This window comes from Hungatella sp. SB206, from assembly GCF_051132295.1.
Classification (GTDB): domain Bacteria; phylum Bacillota; class Clostridia; order Lachnospirales; family Lachnospiraceae; genus Hungatella; species Hungatella effluvii.
The window spans coordinates 3690164-3711632 of sequence record NZ_CP096603.1 but is presented as its reverse complement, the minus strand read 5'-3'; the positions used below and the strand labels follow the sequence as shown (position 1 = coordinate 3711632).

General features: G+C 49.3%; 18 protein-coding genes. 2 read left to right on the top strand and 16 right to left on the bottom strand.

Annotation, left to right across the window (positions count from 1 at the left end; translation table 11 throughout):
- Positions 1-12 precede the first annotated feature (12 nt).
- The 10 genes from M1L66_RS16245 to M1L66_RS16200 all read right to left on the bottom strand — a co-directional run bounded on the left by M1L66_RS16245 (position 13) and on the right by M1L66_RS16200 (position 13131).
- Positions 13-2094, bottom strand: coding sequence for an ATP-binding response regulator (locus M1L66_RS16245; protein WP_434694152.1), 2082 nt, complete (start codon positions 2092-2094; stop codon positions 13-15).
- A 78-nt stretch (positions 2095-2172) separates the two neighbouring features.
- The gene (locus M1L66_RS16240) at positions 2173-3642 is read right to left on the bottom strand and encodes a GntR family transcriptional regulator (protein ID WP_187022113.1); all 1470 of its coding nucleotides are present in this window, start codon (positions 3640-3642) and stop codon (positions 2173-2175) included.
- A gap of 290 nt (positions 3643-3932) precedes the next feature.
- Positions 3933-5156, bottom strand: a complete 1224-nt coding sequence (gene ilvA / locus M1L66_RS16235; RefSeq protein WP_187022114.1) for a threonine ammonia-lyase — start codon at positions 5154-5156, stop codon at positions 3933-3935.
- Positions 5157-5159: 3 nt separating this feature from the next.
- The gene (gene ftsY / locus M1L66_RS16230; protein WP_002604197.1) at positions 5160-6101 is read right to left on the bottom strand and encodes a signal recognition particle-docking protein FtsY; all 942 of its coding nucleotides are present in this window, start codon (positions 6099-6101) and stop codon (positions 5160-5162) included.
- A gap of 13 nt (positions 6102-6114) precedes the next feature.
- On the bottom strand, positions 6115-9675 hold the full coding sequence (gene smc, locus M1L66_RS16225) for a chromosome segregation protein SMC (RefSeq protein WP_434694151.1): 3561 nt from the start codon (positions 9673-9675) through the stop codon (positions 6115-6117).
- Positions 9676-9694: 19 nt separating this feature from the next.
- Complete coding sequence (gene rnc, locus M1L66_RS16220) at positions 9695-10399, bottom strand: ribonuclease III (protein WP_187022116.1); 705 nt, start codon at positions 10397-10399, stop codon at positions 9695-9697.
- A 78-nt stretch (positions 10400-10477) separates the two neighbouring features.
- The gene (acpP, locus tag M1L66_RS16215; protein WP_002604200.1) at positions 10478-10708 is read right to left on the bottom strand and encodes an acyl carrier protein; all 231 of its coding nucleotides are present in this window, start codon (positions 10706-10708) and stop codon (positions 10478-10480) included.
- An 18-nt stretch (positions 10709-10726) separates the two neighbouring features.
- Positions 10727-11743 (bottom strand): phosphate acyltransferase PlsX, encoded by a 1017-nt coding sequence (gene plsX / locus M1L66_RS16210; protein WP_187022117.1) that lies wholly within the window; start codon positions 11741-11743, stop codon positions 10727-10729.
- An 88-nt stretch (positions 11744-11831) separates the two neighbouring features.
- Positions 11832-12530, bottom strand: coding sequence for an EAL domain-containing protein (locus M1L66_RS16205; RefSeq protein ID WP_434694150.1), 699 nt, complete (start codon positions 12528-12530; stop codon positions 11832-11834).
- A gap of 1 nt (position 12531) precedes the next feature.
- Positions 12532-13131 carry a GGDEF domain-containing protein gene (locus M1L66_RS16200; protein ID WP_434694149.1) on the bottom strand — a complete coding sequence of 200 codons (600 nt, stop codon included), beginning with the start codon at positions 13129-13131 and terminating at the stop codon, positions 12532-12534.
- A gap of 292 nt (positions 13132-13423) precedes the next feature.
- Between M1L66_RS16200 and M1L66_RS16195 the strand changes: the two genes are divergently transcribed.
- Both M1L66_RS16195 and M1L66_RS16190 read left to right on the top strand, forming a co-directional pair.
- Positions 13424-13900 (top strand): LytTR family DNA-binding domain-containing protein, encoded by a 477-nt coding sequence (locus M1L66_RS16195; RefSeq protein ID WP_434694147.1) that lies wholly within the window; start codon positions 13424-13426, stop codon positions 13898-13900.
- Positions 13872-14492: a DUF4318 domain-containing protein gene (locus tag M1L66_RS16190; RefSeq protein WP_434694145.1), complete on the top strand. Its 621-nt coding sequence runs from the start codon at positions 13872-13874 to the stop codon at positions 14490-14492. Before M1L66_RS16195 ends, M1L66_RS16190 begins: the two co-directional genes overlap by 29 nt.
- 5 nt (positions 14493-14497) lie before the next feature.
- On the opposite strand, the gene M1L66_RS16185 is transcribed toward M1L66_RS16190, so the two are convergent.
- The 6 genes from M1L66_RS16185 to M1L66_RS16160 form a co-directional block, all read right to left on the bottom strand.
- Positions 14498-14941 carry a MarR family winged helix-turn-helix transcriptional regulator gene (locus tag M1L66_RS16185; protein WP_434694143.1) on the bottom strand — a complete coding sequence of 148 codons (444 nt, stop codon included), beginning with the start codon at positions 14939-14941 and terminating at the stop codon, positions 14498-14500.
- Positions 14938-16266 carry an alkyl sulfatase dimerization domain-containing protein gene (locus tag M1L66_RS16180; RefSeq protein ID WP_434694141.1) on the bottom strand — a complete coding sequence of 443 codons (1329 nt, stop codon included), beginning with the start codon at positions 16264-16266 and terminating at the stop codon, positions 14938-14940. Before M1L66_RS16180 ends, M1L66_RS16185 begins: the two co-directional genes overlap by 4 nt.
- Before the next feature lie 99 nt (positions 16267-16365).
- Positions 16366-17694: an MATE family efflux transporter gene (locus tag M1L66_RS16175; protein WP_434694139.1), complete on the bottom strand. Its 1329-nt coding sequence runs from the start codon at positions 17692-17694 to the stop codon at positions 16366-16368.
- Between the two features lie 4 nt (positions 17695-17698).
- Positions 17699-19012: an MATE family efflux transporter gene (locus tag M1L66_RS16170; RefSeq protein WP_434694137.1), complete on the bottom strand. Its 1314-nt coding sequence runs from the start codon at positions 19010-19012 to the stop codon at positions 17699-17701.
- A 28-nt stretch (positions 19013-19040) separates the two neighbouring features.
- Positions 19041-19871 (bottom strand): sugar phosphate isomerase/epimerase family protein, encoded by an 831-nt coding sequence (locus tag M1L66_RS16165; RefSeq protein ID WP_187022125.1) that lies wholly within the window; start codon positions 19869-19871, stop codon positions 19041-19043.
- The gene (locus tag M1L66_RS16160; protein WP_187022126.1) at positions 19868-21466 is read right to left on the bottom strand and encodes a glycoside hydrolase family 28 protein; all 1599 of its coding nucleotides are present in this window, start codon (positions 21464-21466) and stop codon (positions 19868-19870) included. Before M1L66_RS16160 ends, M1L66_RS16165 begins: the two co-directional genes overlap by 4 nt.
- Positions 21467-21469 lie beyond the last annotated feature (3 nt).

Genomic DNA, 21469 nt, shown 5'->3' with positions numbered 1-21469 from the left:
GGATCCCCCTCCTTAATCGATATATTTGACAAGTATTTTTTTGAGAACCCCGATTTCCACCGGCTTGCTGATATGGGCCTGCATCCCGTGTGCAAGAGAATTCTCCATGTCCTCATCAAAGGCATTTGCGGATAATGCAATAATGGGGATGCTGCAGCTGTCCATGTGTGCCGAACTGCGAATAGCGACTGCTGCTTCCAGACCATTCATTACCGGCATTTGGATATCCACCAGTATCATCGAATAATATCCACTGGAGGAGTTTTGAAAACATTCCACTGCCTCCGCGCCATTGACCACCCCATCTACCACAAAACCGAGCCCGTCTAAAAGCTCTGCGACGATTTCACGGTTAATATCGTTATCCTCCGCCAACAGGATTCTCTTGCCACGCAAATATACGGGTAATTCATCGCTCGGTTCCTCTTTCGGACTTAATTCACTCAATACGGTCCGCTCCAGCGGAAGCTCGATGACAAATCGGCTGCCCTGATCCAATGTACTCTCCGCATGGATGGTGCCTTTCATGAGCGTCACAAGACTGTGTACGATTGCCAGTCCCAGGCCACTGCCCACATGGGCGGAGGTAAGAGACGACTGTTCCTGCTCAAAGGGGTGGAACATATGCTGCATAAACTCTTCGCTCATACCGATCCCTGTATCCTCAACGATAAATATGGTCCTGGCATATATGCCGCTTTCCATCTCTTCCCTGTAAGTCAGGGTCACAGTTCCATGTTCGGGAGTAAATTTTACGGCATTAGAAACCAGGTTAACGAGACACTGCTTGATGCGGACGGCGTCTCCTAAATATCCCCTGTGGAAGTTGTTTGGACAGTCCAGACGAAAGGCCAGCCCCTTTTCAGCAACAGGAAATGTTTCCAGCTGAACAACAGTCTCCAGCAGTTCCTTCATGTCAAACGCTGTATGGGAAATCCGCAGCTTTCCATTTTCGATCCTGCTCATATCCAGCACATCGTTGATGATAGAGACGAGATATTCACCGGACTTTTTTGCTTTTTGCGCACAGTCCGCCACAATATCCGGTTTGTCCGCATTGCGCAGCAGCAGGTCATTCAGTCCAATCACTGCGGTCAGTGGTGTGCGAATATCATGGGAGACCTTATTCATAAAATCGCTTTTCAAGGCGGCCTTTGCCTGCTCCAGCTTGATTTGCTGCCCATTTTTTACATAATAGTAGATCCAAACGGCAGCCATAGCCACCACGGTTAAGAGAGTAAGCACAATCATAATGATCACTTGACACATTCCGTAAAAGGTTGATTGGGCCGTGATCGAAATGGGGACCGCAATAACTATGCTGTTGCCCTCGCTTTCCGGAAAGCTTTGAATACGCCAGGTTTCTCCCTCTATTTTGGCTGTAAATTCCACCTTGTGCTGCTGTTCCAGACCTTGCTGCAATGCAAGGATCTGCTGCTCATCCACATTTTTATCCCGCAAGATATGGAGCAGGTTATATCCGCCAAAATAATAATTGGCAGTTGACTCTGTCGGCCGCAGTTCTATCACGCCCAGGCGATTCACTACATAGGAAGCGCCCTGGTTCTCATACAAGGCAGTGGCTGCAATCTCTGAATAGGTGTTTGCATCCACCAGCATAATAACGCCAAAGAACTTTTTATTATCTATGGTCACATTGGTAAGAGGGGACATAAAAATCCAAAAATCACCTTTGGTCTGTACCGTACAGAAATCTGTCCGAACCGCATCCGAAGTTCTGAGTTTTTTTATTTCTTCCGATTCAGACAGTACGATTTTTTCTCCTTTTAAAGAGACACAGGAACCGTCCTCGGCCAGCAGGTATAACTGTTCAAAGGCCAGAAGCGTCTCCATATCCTGAAACCGGACCTGGTTACTTGTGATGATATAGGCTGCCTGCCGTACCATATCATCATAATGCTGCCTCAACAGAAGTAACTTTTCAGAAATGAGGGTGCTCATTTGCTCGATAGAGTCTATCCGCTCATTTTGAATGGATTGGTTCAAATTACGATATGTAGCGATAAACAAAAAAATCTCGGAGAGGAGCAGCGCCGCCAGCAAAATGGTTACTCTCCAGAGCCTCTTTTTCATTTGTGTTCTCTTCCTCCTTCGGTATAGAATAGTATTACAATTGTACCGGCTGCTTTATGCTGAACTGGCTAATTCATACTATTTCCATAGCTGAGAGCCATCGTACAGGTCCTGAACCGTCTGCCAATAACCCAGCTTTTTACACTCTTCAATGGTAAGTTGATGGGTAAACCTGAATATCTCCGCCGTTTGTTTTGCAAAAGCGCTTTGATTCCCTCCGATCAAAATATTTGCCGCTTCTACACACCTGCAGTGTATTTCATGTTTTACTGACGCCTTTCCTCTATTGATTAGTTTTGGTATTTTACGACCAATTCGATAGTTTTTGAGTATAATCGTATAGATAGATCGCAGGGCTTCATATGGAATATGTTCTGTTAAAAATTCCAGCAGAATAACAGGTGCAGGTTGATATAAGTTACCGTAATTTTTCACTTCGTTCAAGCGCTGAATGAGTGTTTGTATATGCTCAAAAGAAACATGAGCCGCAACATGGTAAGCTACCCCCTCAGCGGTTAAGGAAAGCAGCTCCAAACTGTCGAAATATCTTCTGATATGGCTGGCAATCAGTTTTGGGTCCACATAAATATCATTTAACGCTTCAATATTCGCAGAAACAAAAATCCCCTTCCCTGGGGTCGCCTCTACAATCCCCCATTTTTGCAGGCATTGAATGGCTTGTGTCGTCGTGTTTACACTGACACCGTACTGTTTGCGCAATTGATCGTGAGACGGCAGCTTATCTCCCGGCTGATAGTAACCGATCGCAATGAGGCCCAAAATATCTAAGTATACACTGGAGTAGCGTTCTTCTGCTGTTTTCATCCTTTGATCCAGTCCCCGAATACCGAGGCGAAAAGGCGAATCAGCAGGAACGTAACATTGAAAATCTTCCCTTGAAATCGTAATAAAATGAATATAGGCAAGGAAATCTTTGACTGCATCGCCTGCAGGCGCCGTTATTCTGCTCTTTTGGATAAAATCCATCATTGTCTTTTGATATGCAACGCGTGAACAGAAATTGTTTTCCCTATATTCTACCCCTAGAAATCCAAGACAATCAACGATATGAAGACTTAACTCGTTTTCACATCTGGCGATAAAAAAGCGCCAAATCAGTTTAGAATTTTTCCAAAAAAGTTTGGGATTCTTAGGATTTAATTGCTGAACTATACGTTCGGGGATATCCCAATCGTACTTGTTGCACAGAGAAATTCCATAACAAATAAAAGGATAATAAACAATTTCCGCTGTTTTTAAGATGTCTGTCATAATAGGGATAATCGGCTCTTGCAAATTGTGTACAGAATCGTATACGGAGTTGGCTTGATCATAAATAACTACAGAAAGCTGCCGCTCTCTTGTCTCAATAAGTCCGGCGTCAGACAACATAGCCACCACGCGGCGTATCGTTTTGCTGGATACTTTGTACTCCTTGCAAAGATCAGCAATGGAGGGAAGCACAGTGCCTTTCGGTATCAGTCCGGATTCGATTTTGTTCCTTAATATTTCAAAAATTCTGTCATATTGAAATTTTTCGTACTTCATCTTATTTTTCCTCTTAGGACATTCTTCTGATTGAACGGACAAAAGATTCTCTGAATTTCGTATTGATTTCCATACTTACGTGCTGTCATTCTGTGTACCTGTGTCAAATAAGTTTATCATAAAAAACAGCATATGTCAATTTATTAGCCCTGATGTACACAGAGAAGGCTGAAAAAAACGACTTTTCCATGACGCAAAATAAAGGCATCAGAGCCGCAGTATCGTCATTCCCCGCAGTTCTGATGCCTTTTTATAATCTTCTAATCTGCATAATTCTAATCCATATAGTTTTAATCCGCATAAGTTCCTTTGGACTTCACCAGCTTCGGTCGGTATCCAGCCTCGGTGAGCGCGGCCATGATGGAGTTCTTGTGGTCGGTGCCGTAAGCCTCCAGTGTGATGCGCAGTTCCACAGCCGAATTTCGGTTGATGCTGATGAACTGGTTGTGTTCCAGACGGATTACGTTGCCCTGCTCTTTGGCGAGAAGTGTGGAAACCTTGGCCAGCTCGCCTGGTTTGTCCGGAAGCAGGACGGAGACGGTAAAGACTCTGTCTCTCTGGATCAGGCCGTGCTGTACGATGGAGGCCATAGTGATGACATCCATGTTGCCGCCGCTCAGGATGGAGACGATCTTCTTGTTTTCCACCTTCATATGCTTTAAGGCCGCTACGGTCAGAAGGCCGGAGTTCTCCACGATCATCTTGTGATTCTCCACCATGTCAAGGAAGGAAACGATCAGTTCCGAATCTTCGATGGTGATGATGTCATCCACATTCTCCTGGATATAGGGGAACAGCAGATCACCGGGGCACTGTACCGCCGTGCCGTCCGCGATGGTGTTGACACCGTGTAAGGATACTACCTTGCCCTGGCGCAGGGATTCCTGCATACAGTTGGCGCCAGCCGGTTCCACACCAATCACCTTGATCTTAGGATTGAGCATCTTCGCCAGTGTGGCAACGCCGGTACAGAGTCCGCCTCCGCCGATGGGAACGAGTATGTAATCCACGGTCGGCAGTTCCTTGATGATCTCCATGGCAATGGTTCCCTGGCCCGTAGCTACGTCCAAATCGTTAAACGGATGGATAAAGGTAAGGCCTTTTTCCTCTGCCAGCCTGTAGGCGTAACTGCAGGCTTCATCGAATACATCGCCTTCCAGAACGACTTCCGCGCCGTATCCCTTCGTCCGGTTTACCTTCATGAGAGGCGTTGTCGTCGGCATCACGATGGTCGCGGAGATTCCGGCCAGCTTCGCGGCGTAGGCCACGCCCTGAGCGTGATTGCCGGCGGAAGCGGTAATTAATCCCTTCGCCTTCTCTTCCTCGCTCAAGGTGCTGATCTTATAGTAAGCGCCTCTTACCTTATAAGCGCCTGTATACTGCATGTTTTCCGGCTTGAACCAGACCCTGTTGCCGGTCTGGGAGGAAAAATATTCGCTGTACACCAGCTTTGTCTCCTGCGTTACCTTGCTTACAACCTCTGTTGCCTCTTCAAATTTCTCCAATGTCAACATAACTTACGCCTCTTCTTTCTCTTCCACATGGAATAATGCATTCACAAACTCCCCTGCGTTAAATTTCTGCAGATCGTCGATCTTCTCTCCAACCCCCACGTATTTGACTGGAATTCCCAGTTCCGACTGGATTGCCACGGCGATTCCTCCCTTGGCGGTTCCGTCCAGCTTCGTTAAGATGATTCCTGTGATATCCGCCACTTCCATAAACTGTCTGGCCTGTGAAAGCGCATTCTGGCCGGTCGTTCCGTCCAGCACCACCAGCGTTTCCCGGTATGCCTCCGGGAACTCCTTGTCGATGATCCGGTTAATCTTCTTAAGCTCTTCCATCAGATTTTTCTTATTGTGAAGCCGCCCCGCCGTATCGCAGATCAGAATATCCGCATGGCGTGATTTGGCTGCGGCCACGGCATCATAGACGACAGCGGCCGGATCGGAGCCTTCCTGCTGGGCGATGATGTCCACGCCCGCCCGGTTGGCCCACTCCGTCAGCTGCTCAATGGCCGCCGCACGGAAGGTGTCTGCCGCCGCGAGAATCACCTTTTTCCCGTCGTCCTTTAACTGGCCGGCCAGCTTGCCGACGGAGGTGGTCTTTCCCACTCCGTTGACCCCGATGATCAGAAGAACGGACTGGCGGTTCTCGTATTCATACGCATTTTCCCCTAAATCCATCTGATCCCGGATGCTTTCCATCAGAAGCTCCTTGCATTCGGCCGGGTCCTTTATTCCCTGTTCCTTTACCTTTTTTCTCAAATCCTCCACAATCGACATGGTGGTCTGAATTCCAAGATCTCCCATAATCAGAGTCTCTTCGATCTCCTCATAAAACTCATCATCGATGGCTGAAAAGCCGCTGAAAATGGAATCCATCCCCGATATAATATTATCCCTTGTCTTTTGCAGTCCTGCTACCAGTTTCCCAAAGAATCCCTTTTTCTCACTCATAGACGGCCTCCTTTTACTTATCTAAATCTTCTTCTATCAGATTTACCGAAACAAGCGTTGAAACGCCTTTCTCCTGCATGGTAATACCGTATAAACGGTCTGCGGCCACCATCGTTCCGTGACGGTGGGTGATAACGATAAACTGTGTATATTTCGTCAGTTTATGTAAATATTTTGCGTATCTGTCCACGTTCGAGTCATCTAACGCCGCTTCGATCTCATCCAACAGGCAGAACGGAGACGGTTTTAAGTTCTGAATTGCAAACAGCAGCGCAATGGCTGTCAGGGCCTTCTCTCCACCGGAAAGCTGCATCATGTTCTGCAGTTTTTTGCCCGGCGGCTGGGAGATAATCTGAATGCCCGCTTCCAGGATATCCTCATCTTCCACCAGCTCCAGAGTGCCGCGGCCGCCGCCGAAGAGCTCCTTAAACACCTTGTCGAACTCGGTGCGAATCTCCCTGAATTTCTCTTCAAACTGCCTTCTCATGCCGGTGTCCAGCTCCTCGATGATCTTAAGCAGCGTCTCTTCCGCCGTAACCAGATCGTCGTGCTGGGTCTTCATGAACACATACCGCTCCGATACTTCCTTATAATCCTCGATGGCGTTGACATTGACATTGCCAAGCTTTTTGATCTCTTCTTTCAGGGAGGCGATATGCTTTCGGATCTCCGCCAGAGATTCCTCCTCCCCGCTCCTAAGCTCCAGTGCGGCGGAATAGGTCAGCTCGTACTCATCCCACATGTAGTTTGCAAAAGTTTCCAGGCGCTCCTCCAGCTTCTCCTTCTGACTCTGCAAACGGAATAAATCTTTATCCAGACGGCTCATTCGGTCGGAAAGTTCTTCCCGCTTCTGGAAGAGTTCCTTCTGCTGTCTCGACTTTTCCTCTCTCTCTGCCGTCTTCTCCGCAATCACGGCCTCAAGGCCGGCGGCACGTATAACGGTATTCTCAATCTGTGACTTTAATCCGGCGATTTCCGCCAGTTTTTCTTCGATAACCAGGTTGGAGTCATCAGTGCCCCCGGAGAGACCGGAAAGCTCTTCCTCCAGGCGGCGGACGTCTTCCCTCACCCGCCGGATATTCTCCAGTTCGAAGTCATCCTTCTGCTTGAGTCCGGACGCCTCCAGCTGGACGGTGGAGAGCGCTTTGGAAGCCTCCTCCCGTTCTGCCTTGGCCGCGTCAAGACGCTCGTGGCAGGAATCCAGACGGCTGTTGATATCCTGATTCTGCCCCTCCAGCCGGATGACCTCGCCTGCCAGCTCGTTCCGGCTCTTGCCGATCTCCCGGATCTGATCCTCCAGCTGGCTGTTTTCGCGTTCCAGATCGCCATAGGATTCCCGAATCTCTTCCTTTTTATCCTCGGTCCTGGAAATGCTCATGCGGACCGTATTCTGACGCAGATAGCTCTCCTGCCTTCTGGATTTCAATGATTCCAGCTCTTCCCGGCTTTCGGCCAGGAGCGCCTCGTTCATCACCAGATCCTGTTCGATCCGGTCCACATCGGTCAGCGCCTTGGTGCAGGTTCCTTCCAGTTCCTCGATCTCACGCTTTCTGCCCAGTAAGTTGCTGGTGTTCTTAAACGCACCGCCGGTCATGGACCCGCCCGCGCTTAAAAGCTCGCCCTCCAGGGTGACGATCCGCAGGGAATACTGGAATTTCCTGGCCAGTGCAATGGCGTTGTCGATGGTATCCACCACCACGACCCGCCCCAGCAGATACCGGATCAGCCCTTCATACTGGCCGTCTGTCTCCACCAGACTGTTGGCTAGTCCTAAGACACCAGGCTCCTTTAACGCCTTGTCCTGATTAAAGGTGTTCCTGTTGCCGATACTGGTAAGCGGTAAGAAGGTCGCCCTTCCGTACCGGTTTTTCTTCAGATATTCGATCAGCTGCTTCGCCGTCTGCTCGGAATCCGTTACAATGTTCTGGATGCTTCCGCCCAGCGCCGTCTCCACCGCGATCTCATACTTCTTTGGAACGGTGATTAAATCGGCCACAACGCCGTGGATGCCGTGAATGCGGTCTCTGACCTCCATGACGCGGCGGATGCTTCCGCCGTAGCCCTCATACCGTTCCGCTATATTCTTCAGCGATTCCAGCTTCGTATAGCTGGTGTGGTATTCCTGCTGCCTGTCGTTTAAATTCTTGTTCAGACGGCGGACCTCGTGTTCCAGCTCCTCCGTCCTCGTCTCAGCCGCCGCCTGGGCATCTCCGAGACTGGCGATCTCTGCCTCGATCTCTTCCAGCTGACGGTTTAATTCATCTAACTGGCCGTCCTGCTCCGATTCGTCGCTTTTGTACTTTAAAAGCTTCTGGCACACCTCGGAACGCCGGACATTTACCTGTTCCAGCATGGTTTCGTACCGCTGCTGTCTGGCGTTAATGGAGGCCTTCTCGTTTAAGGTGTCGATGATGCTGCCCTTGCCGGATTCAATCTCTTCTTCCAGCGCCCGGATATCCTCATCCTTCCTCTTAAGCGCCTCTTCGGCCGCGGCCAGACGCTCTAAGGATTCCTTAACCTGGGCGGCAATGCCGCTTCGCTCTTCTTCATAGGCGGAGACCTTCGTCTTCTTATCCGCGATTTCCCCATGGATCGCTGTCATTCGCTTTCCAATATGTTCCGCGTTCATCTTTTCCGTGTTGATCTGCTCGTTCAGCACGCCTACACGGCCTTCGAGGGTGCCCTTTTCCATGTTGGTCTCGCCAAGAGCCGTTCTGGCCTCGCCTGCGGCTGCCTCCAGCCCGGATAAAAGGGCGTCCAGGGTCTCATATTCCACACGGATATGTTCGGAAGCCTGCCTCGTATCTTCCAAATCCTTCGATACGATGGCTGCTTTTTCTTCCGTCTCTTTTAACTGGCTGCGCGTTCCGGCGGTTTCCAGCAGGAACTGGTTCACATCGTATTTCTTTAAGTCTTCCTTTAAACGCAGATACTCCTTCGCGGCCTCGGACTGTTTTGCCAGAGGGCCGACCTGTTTCTCCAATTCCGTTAGAATATCGGTCACACGGACCAGATTCTGTTTCTCATCCTCCAGCTTCTTCTGGGCGATGGCTTTTCTGCGTTTGAATTTTACGATTCCGGCCGCCTCGTCGAAGAGTTCCCGCCGTTCCTCCGGTTTACCGCTTAATATCTTGTCGATCTGGCCCTGTCCAATGATGGAGTAGCCTTCCTTGCCAATACCGGTGTCGTAGAACAGTTCGTTGATATCCTTCAGGCGGCAGGTGCTTCCGTTGATCATATATTCGCTTTCACCGGAGCGGTAGACACGTCTCGTAACCGTCACCTGATCGTAATCGATGGCCAGCTGGTGGTCAGAGTTGTCCAGAGTGATGGCTACACTGGCAAAGCCCTGGGGCTTCCTCGTCTCCGTACCGGAGAAGATGACGTCCTGCATGCTGGAGCTTCGAAGCTGTTTGACCTTCTGCTCTCCCAGCACCCAGCGCACCGCATCAGCGACATTGCTCTTGCCGCTGCCATTGGGTCCCACGATGCCGGTGATTCCGTTATGAAATTCGAATACGATCTTATTGGCAAATGATTTAAAGCCCTGTATCTCAATGCTTTTTAAATACATACTTTATGTTGGCAGACGTCTATGCCTGCCTTTCCTTTTCCATTTTCTTAAGCTTTAAAATTCCGTGATAGGCGGCTACTGCTTCCGCAGCCTTTTTCGTCCTTCCGGTCCCCCGGCCGATCTCTTCCGCTCCAATGAGAGCCCGGGATTCAAAGATCTTATTGTGATCAGGCCCTTCTTCCCGCAGCAGTTCATAGGCAAGCGGTTTTTCCGTCTGACTCTGTACGATCTCCTGCAAGATAGTCTTGCTATCAAAAAAGAGCTGTTTATGCTCGATGTCGTTCATGATAAATCGAAGGATAAACTCTTTTGCATTAGCAAAACCACCGTCCAGATATATTGCGCCGATTAGCGCTTCCATGGCGTCCGATACGACTGAGGCCCTTCCGCGTCCGCCGGTCGCCTCTTCTCCCTTTCCCAGCAGTAAGTAATTTCCTAATTCAATGTCCTCGGCACAGTAGGCGAGCGTCGGTTCGCATACGATGCTGGCGCGGATCTTCGTTAAATCCCCTTCCGGCTTATCCGGATATTTGTGATATAAAAAATCGCTGGAAACGACCTCCAGCACGGAATCACCTAAAAATTCCAGCCGCTCATTGCATTCCAGCTTGTTTAAGCGGTGTTCGTTGGCGTAGGAGCTGTGGGTCATGGCCCTTGTAAGCAGCTGCCTGTCCGAAAAACGGTAGCCAATCCGCCCTTCCAGCTCATTCAGTTTTTTGTTCATTGCGGTCCTCTTTCCTTTACTATGAAAGAAGGTGTTGCGGACAGGCGGCATTATGCCGCCCTGCAACACCCACATCTATTAATTCAGCGCGTTCTTAATCTGTTCTACCGCATCACCGACTGTAGCGATCTTCTCCGCTACTTCGGACGGTATCTCGATATCGAATTCTTCTTCGATACCCATGATGATCTGGAATACATCCAGGGAATCTGCACCTAAGTCATCTACGAATGTAGAAGCCATGGTTACCTCCTCCGGTTCAACGTTAAGTACCTCTGCGACAATATTCTGTAACTTTTCAAATTCCATCTTTTCCCTTCCTCTCTCCTATTCTTTATTTTCCTGATTTTCAGCAGTCAGGCTCTCTCTTATCTTATCATTAATCCCCTGTTCTTTAAAGGCCACGCATTGAAGAATGGAATTACACACTTCCTTTGCCTTGGAATTCCCGTGGGTTTTCACCACCAGACCGTTCAGACCGAGAAGCGGTGCTCCTCCGTACTGAGACGAATCAAAGGATTTCAGTGTCTCCTTAAGCGCTGGTTTTACAAGCAGTGCTCCAACCTTGCTTCTTAAGTTCACCATCATGCCGCTCTTGACCTTACTGATCAGAGTGGCACCTACTCCTTCGTAAAGCTTCAGGATTACGTTGCCTACAAATGCCTCGCATACGATAACATCTGCGCCGCCGTGCGGTATCTCCCTCGCCTCAATGCTTCCGATGAAGTTTATGTCCCTGCATTCCTTGAGAAGCGGAAACGTCTCCTTAACAAGTGCGTTTCCTTTCTCTTCCTCTGCCCCGATATTGACGATGGCGACCCGTGGGTTCTTCACCCCCATCACATGTTCCATGTAGATGGAGCCCATGCGTGCAAACTGTACCAGATGGGAAGCCCTGGCGTCGACATTGGCACCGCAGTCAATCAGCAGAGACGCGCCCTTTTCCGTGGGGATTAACGGCGCAAGCGGAGGTCTTTCCACACCCTTTATTCTTCCGACAATGACCTGACCGCCAACTAATATGGCGCCGGAACTGCCGGCTGAAACGAAGGCATCCGCTTCCTTCTTTTTCACCAGATTCATGCCAACCACAATGGAAGAGTCTTTTTTCTTTCGTATGGCATTCACCGGAGGTTCTTCCGTTTCGATTATCTCTGTTGCAGGAACAATCTGTATCTGCTCCACCGGAAAGTTATGCTTTTTCAGCTCCTCAGCTACTGCCGGTTCCTGCCCTACCAGGAGAACGGAGATCTCCCTGTTCGCGTTCACCGCCTGCACGGCACCTGCTACCATCTCAGCCGGTGCATAATCGCCGCCCATGACATCAACAGCTACTTTTATCATCACAATTCCCCTTTCAAGTCTGGCCTAAGATAACCTATTACATAATATACTAAATATTATTCTATAAATCAATATAAAATTTCAGAAATCAGAACTCATTCTGAGAAGCAAGCAGGGCAAGGAACTCATCTACCGGCATAGGTCTGTAATAATAGAACCCCTGTACCATGTCACAGCCCGCGTTTTTCAGAAAATCGATGTACTCCTTCTGCTCCACCCCCTCAGCGATTGTCTCCATGTGAAGTGCTTTTGCAATATGAATAATAGTCGCCACAACAGCGCAGTCCTGGGGATTAAAATCTTTTGCAAAAAACTGCCGGTCTATCTTCAGAGCGTCCAGCTGAAGGCTGGAAATTACTTGAAAGGACGAATACCCGCTTCCGAAATCGTCCAGCATACAGGCGAATCCCCTCCTCTTGAATCCGGGGATCAGCCGCATCATTCTGGCGCCGTCGTCAAAGGAGATACTTTCCATCAGCTCAAACTGAATCCAGGATTCCGGTACATCGTACTGTTCAAACACCGCCATATAGTCAGCAAACAGATCATCGTCATTATAATAGGATTTGGATATATTAAAAGACAGCGGCACCACCGGTATACTGCTCTCTTTGCACTCCTGCAGCTTCTGGCAGATCTTTTCAAAAATATACAGATCTACATTTCTGATATAACCATTGCTGTCAAGAACCGGGAGGTAGTCCGTAATCGGAATCAGCTTTCCGTTCTCATCAAACCAGCGAAGCAGAACCTCCGCTCCTACGATTTTCTCATCACTCAGGCGCACTTTAGGCTGCAGATAGGGGGGTAAAGCGCTTCTGATTCACTGCCTCCACCGCTTTTTCTTCAATATCGCAGTCATGCAAATACCTTTTTGATATACTGCTGCTGTAGAAATCATAAGAGGTATTCCTCAGATGAACGTGTCCGCACATCGTTCGGGCCAGCTCCGCCTTATTGAGAGCAGTATGGAAATCGTCGTCCGGATTATCGATCATATAGACACCAAAGGAAAAGAATATCTTCATATAAATCCTGGGATCCTCACACTGATATCCCGCCCAGTCAGTATCATAAATAAACTGTACGAGAGCCTCCTTATTCTCCCGGTGAAGCAGTATAACAAAATTGTCGGAATAAATTCTGGAAAGATATTCATTTTCATGGAGAAAACCGTCTAAAATATCGTAAATCTCCTTCAATATCTCATCAGACGCTATCTTTCCGTACCGCAGATGATACTTTCTGAATTTTTTTATGTTGATGGTCATAACCGCATAATGACTCATCCGGCGCAGACAGTTTTCCTGGTATTTTTCTTTGATCCAGTACTCGTTTCCGCCTCCTGTTACAGGATCTTTGTACATTTCTTCCAGCTGTATCTTCATATGGTATTTTCCTCGATCTGTCGTACTTAATTCCCTGATTTTTATCATACCAGATTTTTCCGCTTAAAAAAACCTTTTTATGAAATAATGTCACTTTTTCAAAAACGGCTGCAGGAATTCAGCCGCTGCCCGTGGCTGCCGCTTACCCCTGAAAAACTGCCGCTTACCGGAAACTCATGGATATTTTCCGACACTTCCTTTATAATAAACCCATCTGGAGCAAATCCCTGATAGGAGAATAAAAAACGGATAGGGAACAAAAATAAGAAGAAAAGGGCAGGAGGAGACAGACATGCAGACTCTGATCAGAGTGATTCCGGAAAAGGAACCTGAACATGCGGAATTCTATGTACATTGTAAAGACCAGTCCATAGAAAGGCTGGTAGAATATGTGGAACAGGAACGGTATCACACCATGATGCTCACATGTTATCGCGGAGATGAAATCGTAAAGCTTAAAGAGCGCGCGATCTGCTTTATTGAGACGGTACGTGAAAAGCAGTTGGTACACACGGATTCCGAAACGCTTGAGGTAAAGAAAAGGCTGTATGAACTGGAGCATCTTCTTCCGGCCGGATTTATCCGGATTTCCAAATCCGTCATCATTAATATGGACCGTGTATCGTCATACCGCCCAATGGTAAATGGTTTAATGGAGGTATCTTTTCCCAATAACAAAACCGTCTATATATCACGAAAATACTTAAAAGACGTTCGCAGTCAGATAATGGAGGTGCGAAATGAAAGAAAATCTTGTGGAAACCCTTAAGCAGGGCCTTCTTCTTGGAACGCTGCTGCTGCTGTGCTCTCTCACGGCGCTGAGGCTGGCTGCGCCGGAAGAAATCGGGCCTGTATGGTCCCTGTTCCCAGCAGTCCTGTTGGGATACATGGCTGCAGGCTGTCTCCTGCATTTGCTGCGCGGCCTGGCTGCACGGCTGGACTCCTCGTTCTTTCGCGGTGCAGCCGCGTTGGCCTGGTGCTATATTTTCCTGTTCTGCCTGTTTTCTCTGGCACACCTATTCCCTCGTTCCATCCAGGTCATGTTTTTGACCAGTACCGCAGTGCTTTTGCTGCTGTGGGAAGCGGAGTACCGATATTTAAAATCTGTTGCAAAAGATTTGAACAGTGGTGCAGCCGGAAGGATTCTCCTCATAGATCTGGAGAAAAAACCGGTTACCCCGGAAGAGTTCTTTGCAGTTCTGGAAACCTACTGTCAAAAGAGCTCTATCGCGCTGGAATACATTAAGAAAGACATTCCGGCCACCGTCAGGCTTAACGGCCGTCTGCATACGGTGGCGCTTACTGAATCCTATATGTACGGCGGCGCCGGATGGTCTTTGGAAATACAGGAGATTCTGTGACACATTTAATCAGACCTGACTGCGCTTCCCGTAAAATTTGCATACATTTGTGCTAATGCTCCGCGTAGGACTACAATCTCATCTTCCTTTATTCCATTGTACTGGAGGTCATAGATTTTTTCGGAAATGTGGCAGAGTGCATCAGCAAGATGAATTCCCGCTTCTGTCAACACGGCCATTGTCACCCGATTGTCCTCCGGTGCCTTTCTGGTCTCCACGTAACCGGCTTTTACAAGCTTTTTTATGAGATGGGTCACAGTCTGAGGCGTCCGGTCAATATCATGCGCCAGTTCGTTCATGGGCATTTGCCCATGCTTCATCAATTCCAAAATAATGGCGCCTTGTGAGGGTACGATATCCGTGATGCCGTCCCCCGCCAGCTCTTCGGCAATGAAACGGCGTATCTCTCCATCTATGCGGCTGATCAGCGTAAAGGTATTGTCAATCATGACTTATCGTCCTGCCTTTTCACCACATCCAGCATGGCGCCGTTCAGCTTAAGGGGCTTGCCGTTTCCTCTCAACTGTCTGGCGCACGCCAGATAATAGTGGCGGGCATTGGCACTCGTCTGCCTCCGGCCAAGCTCGGTCAGCGCATCAGCCTTGAGGCCGGAGGCCGCTTCTATCTCCCGGCCGCAGTCTAACAGGAGATCACACAGCTCTGCGGTCCACTGCGCCTCACCACGCTCCAGGGCGGCCTTTCCCTCAGCCAGCACCTGACCGGCGCCTCCCATCATCGCTGTGATCTTTTCTGCCCGTTCCTTCGTATTCATGTGACCCAGCTTCGTTGGATTTCCGTCAAACCACCCCAGATAACCGGTATAAATGGACCGGACAGACCACTCTACGGTTCCGTAGTACTCCTGTAAATAGGGAAGTGACGCCAGGCGCTCAGGAAGGCGGATGCTGTCAGCCAGTTCATCCGGTGTAAGGCCCTCGTTCATGCCGCGAAGCGTCTCTGTCAGCACGTATTCCAGCGCATCCCGGTAATTTTTAAGCGTCGTCTCCACCTCTGCGCTTCCAATCACGGCTCTGGTGTGACCGGGAAGCAGATACTCGGCCCTGTACTCCCTCATCTTATCCAGGGAATCGATCCAGCCGCTGATATCCCGGTACTGGCCGCCGCGGATGGCGTATAAATTAGGCCAGGATTCATAATAATTGTCACCGCAGCAGAGAACGCGGTGCTGAGGGAACCAGACAAAGATCTGATCGTCTGTCTCCCCGGGGGCGGCCCCGAGAACGACCTTCGTACCGTCGATTTCCAGTTCCAGCAGCTCCTCCTCGAAGAGCTCCCTGCATGGAAGATTTCCCTTTTCCCCGTTGATTTCATTTCTGGGCCCGATTCCCACACAGATGTTTTCCTCCGGCGGCAAACCGACGCCGAACTGTCTCGCTCCGCGCACGCCGCAGATGTCCTTGATCAGGCCGGTCCTTCCATACTGGGGATACGACGGCTTTCTCCCGATAATCCGCGTATCGGGGCCTGCGAATACCGATGCGCCTGAGGTGTGGTCGAAATGAAAATAGTGCGTATAAATGATCGTCCGGACAGGCTTATCCGTCAGCTTCTCAAACTCTTTCCTGGCTTCCCTGGCTGGTGTGACACCGTTTAACGTATCCACCAAAATGCAGGACTCCTCCCCTATCACAAGTGTACACGTGCTCCCGCCATATCCCAAAGCAAAATATACACGGTCACAGATCTTCGTAATTCCTTTTGGAAATCCGTTTTCTGCCTGTCTTTTTAATTTTTCCTCGCCCTCATAGATCATGGTCCGTCCTCTCTTTCCCGATTTACTTCGATATCGAATGTTTTTCTTTTATAATACTTCGATATCGAAGTAATGTCAACAAAAAAGCAGGATGTTTCGTCAAAGAAACATCCTGCCCTCCCATTTCGTACCGCGAAAACGAAGTGTGAAAACCCCGGCCCGGAACATCCAGTCCAGAAACATCGCAAACCATACACAGATGACGCCCACATCCAGAAGAGACCGGAACAGAAAACTGCAGCCCACCCGGAATATCCACATGGAAATCATGGAGACAGCCATCGTAAACTTCACATCGCTGGCCGCTCTCAGCGCATCGGAGATGTTAAAGGCCGGCACCCAGACGAAAAGACATGCCAGAGCCTGCCATCTCACGATTTCCACCGCCAGCACCCATGTGGCATGGTTCATCTGGTAGAACCCCACCACCGGACCGGCAAAAATCCAGGACAGCGCCGCCACGGCACCAGTCACCAGGAAAGAGAGTCTGGTAATTTTCTTCACGTAATACCGCGCCTGCTCCAAATCTCCAGCTCCTGCGCATCTTCCCACTACGGTAATCAGCGAAAGGCCGATGGCAAATCCAGGCATATGGGTGAACTCGGAGATAGTCAGCGCCACCGCGTTGGCGGCAATTGCCGTTGTCCCGAAGGAGGTGACAATCCCCTGAACCAGCAGCTTACCAATATGAAAGATACTGTCCTCCAGGCCGGTGGGGACCGCCAGTCTCAGAATATTTTTTACCATGAAGCCGTGCCAGCCGCTCTTTAAGAACAGCTGAAGCCGAATGACTCCCTGGTAACGGTACAAAAGAATAAAAATCGCCGCGCTGCTGACGACTCTCGCCAGTAAGGTAGCGAATCCGGCTCCGAATACGCCCCAGTGCAATTCAAAGATAAAGACGGCGTTTAGCACGACATTAATTACACTCATGAGAAATGATACGGTAAACGGCAGCGCCGCATTCCCCATGGAACGGAAAATCGCACTGCCGCTGTCAAACATCATCAGGAAGGGGTAGGAAGCCATGGAAAAATAGAAATAGATCATGGCCTGACGAAGAACCTCCGTCTCCGCGGCCCCATAGAGGCCGTAAACGACCGTTTTGCGGAACAGAAAACACAGTGACGCAATCATCAGGGAAAACAGAAGGGAGACAAGGAGCAGGTGCTTTGCGGCCAGATTGGCCATATCTTCGTCCCTTTTCCCCAGATACTGGGTACAGATGATGGTTCCCCCCGTCACCAGCGCAGCGAACATGCTGCTAAACAGCATGTTAATGGAATCTATGAGGGAAATACCCGAAATCGCTGTCTCCCCCACCGATGCGACCATCAACATGTCCGCGATTCCGATGGTCCCCATGATCACCTGCTCCAAAACCAGCGGTACAATCAGCCTAACCAGTTGTTTTCTGTCAAATAGCATCTTATCACTTCCTTAATTTCACGGGACCTGTCTTTTTATGAAGGAAAAATACCGCCGCCAAAATGGCGCAGATAAATTCCGAAACAACCGGTGAAAGCCAGATTCCATTCTCTCCCAGAAGAACAACCATGACGCCGAGAGCCGCAGCAAGGAAGAAAAGTCCTCTTCCCGCCGAGACAGCAAAGGACTGCCAGGGCCGCTCCATCGCGGTAAAGTAACCGGCCGACACCACGTTAAAGCCAATAAACAAAAACGACAGCGAATAAAGGCGAAGCGCCCTCATGGTATAGACAAACAGTTCGCCGTCCCTCCGGTCAAGAAACGCGCCGACAAAGATCTGCGGAAAGAATTCCAGGACAAATACATAGACAACCGACACAATCACTTCCATCAGGAGCGAATACTTTAAGAGTCTCCGGCAATGACCAAGTTCCCTGGCACCGTAATGGTAGCTTGTAACTGGCTGCATCCCCTGGGCAATCCCAGCCATGGTGTTCAGTACCAGGGTATTTATATAGGAAATGACCGTATAGCTGACGATACCGCTCTCCCCGATCACGCGAAGAATGGTCTGATTGAACAGGAACACCACAAGACCGCCTGAAAGCTCCGTGAAGCCATTGGCCAGACCGAGGGGAATGATCTTTTTATAAACGCCCGGATTCCATTTGAATTTGTGGAAACAGAGTTTCTTCCGAAAACATGCAAAATATGTAAAGAATATGATTGTGGAGGCAACCTGAGCCAGTCCGGTAGCGAATGCCGCTCCCCAGACACCCCAGTGAAATACCATGACAAAGACATAATCCAGAATGACATTGGTCAGTCCGCACACCATGACCCCAATCGTTGAAACGACAGGCGTTCCATCTGTTTTCACCAGTGCCTCCATATTATAGGACAGGATAAAAAATACGGCAAAGGCCCCGATGGTTCCCACATAGCTCTTTACGTACTCCAGATTGTCCGGGGATGCGCCAAGAAACATGGCGAGAGGCTCCAGAAACAGGAACGTGAGCGCGGTCACTACAAGGGAGACAATGGTTAAGACGACCAGATTCATGGAGAATAGGCTGCTCGCCTCTTCCTCCTTCTTCTGTCCCAGCGCAATGGAAATCAGCGTGGAAGTGCCCGTCGCCATCAGCAGACCTATGGAAAAAATGCAGATTACATAGGGCATGGAAAGATTCACCGATGCCAGCGCGCTCTCACCGACTCCCCATGCCACAAACATCCCGTCCACCATGGTATACAGCGCAAAGATCCACATGGATACAATAGATGGAATTACGAACTTGAAAAACTTTTTTAATAACAAAATAAAACCTCCCTGAGGGAAATATTCCTCAATATGATAGTGTCTCAAGTATTGCGTTTAAGTAGGAGAGGCTGTTTTTGGCGGCTGTTTCCGTATCCGGATCATTCGTGATTTCCAATGCCAGTGCTCCGTTATAACCGACACGGCTTAATGCTGCCAGCGTTTCCGCAAAGTTATAATGCGCATGCCCCGGATACCAGCGGTTATTATCTGCCACATGGACGTGGCAGATGGCGCCGCCGGCGCTTTCGATGGCTTTCCCGATATCATCTTCCTCGATATTTAAGTGTACCGTATCCAGGTGAAGCTTCAGCCGGTTAGAGCCAACCACGCGAAGAAGCTCTAATGCCTCTCTGATCGTGGTACCATAATCACTCTCAAACCGGTTCATCACCTCAAAACCTAAGGTTACGTCGTGTACTTCCGCTTCTTTCACACAGAGTTTTAAGCTCTCCGTCAGATTCCTTTTAAATGCTTCTCCATCCTGACCGCAGTCGGAAAATCTTCCAGCGATGAGACCAATGATAACTATACCATGATATGGAGAGGCTGTCACCATGTGCCCGGTCAGACGGCGGATGGCTGCAGCTCTTTTCCCCGGATCTGCGCTGCCGAGACAGATTCCGTCTTTCTCATAGGCGGAACCTGTACCGATGGAGGTGAGTACTACCTGGTTCTCCTCCAAAATCAGGTATAACTGTTTTCGGTCGATCTGATCCGAATCGTAAATGTGAAGTTCTGCAGCACGATATCCCAGCGCGGCCATCTGAGGAACCGTCTCTTCAAACGGCCCCCGAAACAGGATGGGATCATCCCCGCCTGCGGATACACTTGCTGTAGCTGCAATCGTCATACTCATATTTGTTCTCCTTCAGCGGCAGAATTGGAAATGGCTCCATTTCCGGTTATTTTATCGATGTTCTCCAAAAGCAGCGGTTCACCGTCGCATCCGCTTATGGAAACATCGTTTAAAACAAGTTCCTGAACATTCTTGATGTAGAGGCCTAATTTTGCAGTCAGCTGGATGTCATCCATCATGGCTGGTTCATCCGGTTCCGGATTCTCATCGTAATCAATAGTCACATGGTCAAATTCCACGTAATCCACCTTCATCTCCGGCAATCCGTATAAAAATGCTCCAGCTACATGACAGTTATGAGCCTCGATGTTTCGAAAAATCATCTGCTTTACCGATGGGGTCCGCTCGTCTACTGGAAGTGGCGATTTACATTTCACATAATCCGAATGGCAGTCGGGATCACAGCAGTTGTAGTAAGAATTTAAAACAAAGGGCGTCAGCACATGGTCCATGCGGATATTCTCAAAACAGATATCTTCAACAACGGCATCTTTTCCTCTCCCACGTCTCGTCTTGATCCGCAGTCCCCGGTCGGTGTGCAGAAATAAACAGTCTTTTACATGAACATGCTTCACTCCTGCCGCCATTTCACTGCCGATGGTCACAGCTCCGTGCCCATTATTCATGCAGCACTGGCGTACTTCGACGTTCTGTGACGGTATCTTATATTTGTGCCCCATATAATATTTTCCAGACTTTAGTGCAATACAGTCATCTCCCAGAGAGAAATAGATGCCGGCGATTTCCAGACCATTCACAGACTCAGGATCCATGCCGTCTGTATTCGGTGAATCCCATGGATTTAAGATGGTCAAATCCAGGAAACGGAGATCATTCGAGAAATAGGGATGGATATTCCAGGAAGGACTGTTCTGCACGGTGACTCCATGAAGCACTACATGATCACAGTGATTCAAAAATACCATGCGGGGACGGAATGCGATGATTTTCGCCCTGTCGTCCTCCCACCAGTCCTGAAAGGTGGCGTTTCCATCCAGGATTCCCTCTCCGGTGATCACCACATTTGAAACATGGATTCCCGTAATCATACTGGTAAAGATATCGAGGGGATTTCCCTCCCAGGATCCGAGATTGTACTCCGCTGTCTCATCATAGCTCTGAATCATGCCGGGAAGCACGCCGAACCGTTCCCGCTCTGCATGGCCCAGGAGCACGGCGTTCTTCCCGATATCAAGTGTGAAGTCACTCTTTAAAAACAGGCTGGTTACGAGATACGTTCCCTCCGGGATAAACACTCTCCCGTCTTTCGGGCAGGAGGCGATCGCCGTCTGGATGGCCAGCGTGTCGTCATGGATTCCGTCGCCCTTTGCTCCAAAGCGCCGCACGTTCAGCGTAACAAACTCATAATCGGTACGGACCGAAAACTCCGCATAAATCTCTCCGCCGCACCGCAGGGATACGCGGTACTCCGTGTCGGGCGTAAGGCCCGGCACAGTCTGGATGACGCGGCTGCTTGTTAAGATGAACCGGTCATCCAGCCATACTTCATACTCTTTTTCCGTATAGAAGACTCCGAAGTCCTCCCATTCCAGAAGGAACTTCCGGGAAGTCTTGAAAATCACGTTTGCTTTCATATT

Bases quoted from the DNA above. Each gene is read 5' to 3' on its own strand.
- rnc (WP_187022116.1), bottom strand. From the start codon at position 10,399: ATGAACAAAAAACTGAATGAGCTGGAAGGGCGGATTGGCTACCGTTTT.
- smc (WP_434694151.1), bottom strand. From the start codon at position 9,675: ATGTATTTAAAAAGCATTGAGATACAGGGCTTTAAATCATTTGCCAAT.
- M1L66_RS16200 (WP_434694149.1), bottom strand. From the start codon at position 13,131: ATGAAGATACAGCTGGAAGAAATGTACAAAGATCCTGTAACAGGAGGC.
- M1L66_RS16175 (WP_434694139.1), bottom strand. From the start codon at position 17,694: ATGCTATTTGACAGAAAACAACTGGTTAGGCTGATTGTACCGCTGGTT.
- M1L66_RS16180 (WP_434694141.1), bottom strand. From the start codon at position 16,266: ATGATCTATGAGGGCGAGGAAAAATTAAAAAGACAGGCAGAAAACGGA.
- acpP (WP_002604200.1), bottom strand. From the start codon at position 10,708: ATGGAATTTGAAAAGTTACAGAATATTGTCGCAGAGGTACTTAACGTT.
- M1L66_RS16195 (WP_434694147.1), top strand. From the start codon at position 13,424: ATGCAGACTCTGATCAGAGTGATTCCGGAAAAGGAACCTGAACATGCG.
- M1L66_RS16240 (WP_187022113.1), bottom strand. From the start codon at position 3,642: ATGAAGTACGAAAAATTTCAATATGACAGAATTTTTGAAATATTAAGG.
- plsX (WP_187022117.1), bottom strand. From the start codon at position 11,743: ATGATAAAAGTAGCTGTTGATGTCATGGGCGGCGATTATGCACCGGCT.
- M1L66_RS16245 (WP_434694152.1), bottom strand. From the start codon at position 2,094: ATGAAAAAGAGGCTCTGGAGAGTAACCATTTTGCTGGCGGCGCTGCTC.
- ftsY (WP_002604197.1), bottom strand. From the start codon at position 6,101: ATGAGTGAGAAAAAGGGATTCTTTGGGAAACTGGTAGCAGGACTGCAA.
- ilvA (WP_187022114.1), bottom strand. From the start codon at position 5,156: ATGTTGACATTGGAGAAATTTGAAGAGGCAACAGAGGTTGTAAGCAAG.
- M1L66_RS16160 (WP_187022126.1), bottom strand. From the start codon at position 21,466: ATGAAAGCAAACGTGATTTTCAAGACTTCCCGGAAGTTCCTTCTGGAA.
- M1L66_RS16185 (WP_434694143.1), bottom strand. From the start codon at position 14,941: ATGATTGACAATACCTTTACGCTGATCAGCCGCATAGATGGAGAGATA.
- M1L66_RS16165 (WP_187022125.1), bottom strand. From the start codon at position 19,871: ATGAGTATGACGATTGCAGCTACAGCAAGTGTATCCGCAGGCGGGGAT.
- M1L66_RS16190 (WP_434694145.1), top strand. From the start codon at position 13,872: ATGAAAGAAAATCTTGTGGAAACCCTTAAGCAGGGCCTTCTTCTTGGA.